Annotated in this window: 3 protein-coding genes; all 3 read right to left on the bottom strand. The window is 71.2% G+C overall.

What is annotated here, in order from left to right; genetic code table 11:
* Positions 1-66 precede the first annotated feature (66 nt).
* Positions 67-540 (bottom strand): rRNA maturation RNase YbeY, encoded by a 474-nt coding sequence (gene ybeY / locus AB0B91_RS65255; protein WP_089003271.1) that lies wholly within the window; start codon positions 538-540, stop codon positions 67-69.
* Between the two features lie 15 nt (positions 541-555).
* Positions 556-1,614, bottom strand: coding sequence for a PhoH family protein (locus AB0B91_RS65250; RefSeq protein ID WP_357662803.1), 1,059 nt, complete (start codon positions 1,612-1,614; stop codon positions 556-558).
* 208 nt (positions 1,615-1,822) lie between these two features.
* Positions 1,823-2,234: hypothetical protein (locus AB0B91_RS65245; RefSeq protein WP_358343050.1), on the bottom strand; the 412-nt coding region annotated here is incomplete at its 5' end.

Genomic DNA, 2,234 nt, shown 5'->3' with positions numbered 1-2,234 from the left:
CCGCGAAGACCAGCAGTTGCAGATCGGGCAGGCCGGTGGCGCCGGCCGCCAGTGTCGGGGAGGTCATCACCGGGACCGGGTCGACCGCCAGCTCGCCAGCAGTCGGGCCTGGAGAGCGAACATCTCCCGTTCCTCCTCCGGCTCGGCGTGGTCGTAGCCGAGCAGGTGCAGCACGCCGTGGACGGTCAGCAGGTGCAGCTCGTCGGCGGCGGTGTGGCTGGCGGCGACCGCCTGCTTCGCCGCCACCTCCGGACACAGCACGATGTCGCCGAGCAACGCGGGCTCGCCACCGGCGGCGGACGTCTCACCCGGCCCGTGGTCGACGCTGCCCTCGTCCATGGGGAAGGCGAGCACGTCGGTCGGGCCGTCGCCGCCCATCCACCGATGGTTGAGCTCGGTCATGTAGTCGATGTCGACCAGCAGCACGGAGAGCTCGGCGAGGGGGTTGACCCCCATCTCGTCGAGGGCGTGCCGGGCCACGGCGAGCACGGCGTCGGTGTCGACGTCGACACCCGACTCGTTGGCGATCTCGATGGACAACAGTCTTCCCTCGGTCTATCGGCGCCGGCCGGGCCGGCCGCCCTGGGCGGAACGCCCCGGCACGGCGTGCACGCTCTGCGCCTGCTGGTTCTCCCGCTCGGCGTCCCAGCGGGCGTACGCGTCGACGATCTCCCCGACCAGCCGGTGGCGGACCACGTCGGAGCTGGAGAGCTCGGCGAAGTGCACGTCCTCGACGTTCTCCAGGATCTCGCGGACCACCCGCAGGCCGCTGGTCGTGCCGCCGGGGAGGTCCACCTGGGTGACGTCACCGGTGACGACGATCTTGGAGTTGAAGCCGAGCCGGGTGAGGAACATCTTCATCTGCTCGGGCGTCGTGTTCTGCGCCTCGTCGAGGATGATGAAGGCGTCGTTCAACGTGCGGCCCCGCATGTATGCCAGCGGTGCGACCTCGATCGTGCCCGCCGCCATCAGCTTCGGGATCGAATCCGGGTCGAGCATGTCGTGCAGCGCGTCGTAGAGCGGGCGCAGGTAGGGGTCGATCTTCTCGTTGAGCGTGCCGGGCAGGAAGCCGAGCCGCTCCCCCGCCTCGACCGCCGGCCGGGTCAGGATGATCCGGTTGACCTGCTTGGCCTGCAACGCCTGGACGGCCTTCGCCATCGCCAGGTAGGTCTTGCCGGTGCCGGCCGGGCCGATGCCGAAGACGATCGTGTGCGCGTCGATCGCGTCGACGTAGCGCTTCTGCCCCAGCGTCTTGGGACGGATGGTGCGGCCGCGCCGGGAGAGGATGTTGAGCGTCAGGACCTCGGCGGGCCGCTCGGCGCCGCCCTGCTCGAGCATGCCGACGGTACGCCGGACGGCGTCAGTGGTCAGGGTCTCGCCTTTCTCGATGAGTTCGAGCAACTCGCTGAAGATCCGCTCGGCGAGGGCGTTGTCGGCGGGAGCGCCGGTGATGGTGATCTCGTTGCCCCGGACGTGCACGTCGCTGTTGACGGAGCGCTCGACCAGTCGCAGGATCTCGTCACCCGCGCCGAGCAGGTTGACCATGATCTTGGAATCCGGGACGGTGATCCTGGTCTGCACCCGGGGCGGGCCGGGAGGTGGGGTGCCGGTCATAGGTCGGGCCGAGGGGCCCTGCGCCACCTGCTCTCGATCTCGGCACCGGGCCTGCCTGGCGCGGCGCGCTGACGTTCCTGCCATCTTATCTTTCCAACGGCACTGACACCCCGCCCATTTCCCCCGGGTACGCCGGAGCGGACCGGCAGCGCCCAGGGGCGACGGACGGGGCGGCCGCCCGGCCCCGGCCCGTCCGCTCGCACGTGCGTCAGGAGCCGGCCCGGAAGTCGTACCGCTCGAAGGTCTCCTGGTGGCGGGTGAACCGGTAGGTCGCCCAGTGCATCCGGACCACCGTGCCGTGCTCGTCCCTGGTCAGCCGGAGCAGTTCGCCCGCCTCCCGGCCCGAGAGCGTACGGAACACGTCCGGCCGGTCCGGCAGCGGGACGAAGACCGAGGGGGGCTTGCCCGCCGGGTCGTCGGCGCCCCGGGCCCGCAGTTCGCCGCCCTGCCAGGAGAAGACGTACTCGAAACCCTCCCCCCACCAGCGGCCGAGCAGCCCGCGTACGCCTTCGGGAGCGGGCGGGCCCGGCTGCCACGGCGTGATGTCGGCGGGATCGTGCTCGACCGCGGCGGCCAGCAGCCGGTGCGGCAGTTCGAGGACCTCGCCGGCGGTGCCGGAG

Origin of the sequence: Nonomuraea sp. NPDC049141 (assembly GCF_040648415.1) — a bacterium.
In the GTDB taxonomy this organism is placed as follows: Bacteria; Actinomycetota; Actinomycetes; order Streptosporangiales; family Streptosporangiaceae; genus Nonomuraea.
The sequence above is the reverse complement of the archived record's forward strand: the minus strand, read 5'-3'. Positions and strand labels throughout refer to the sequence as shown.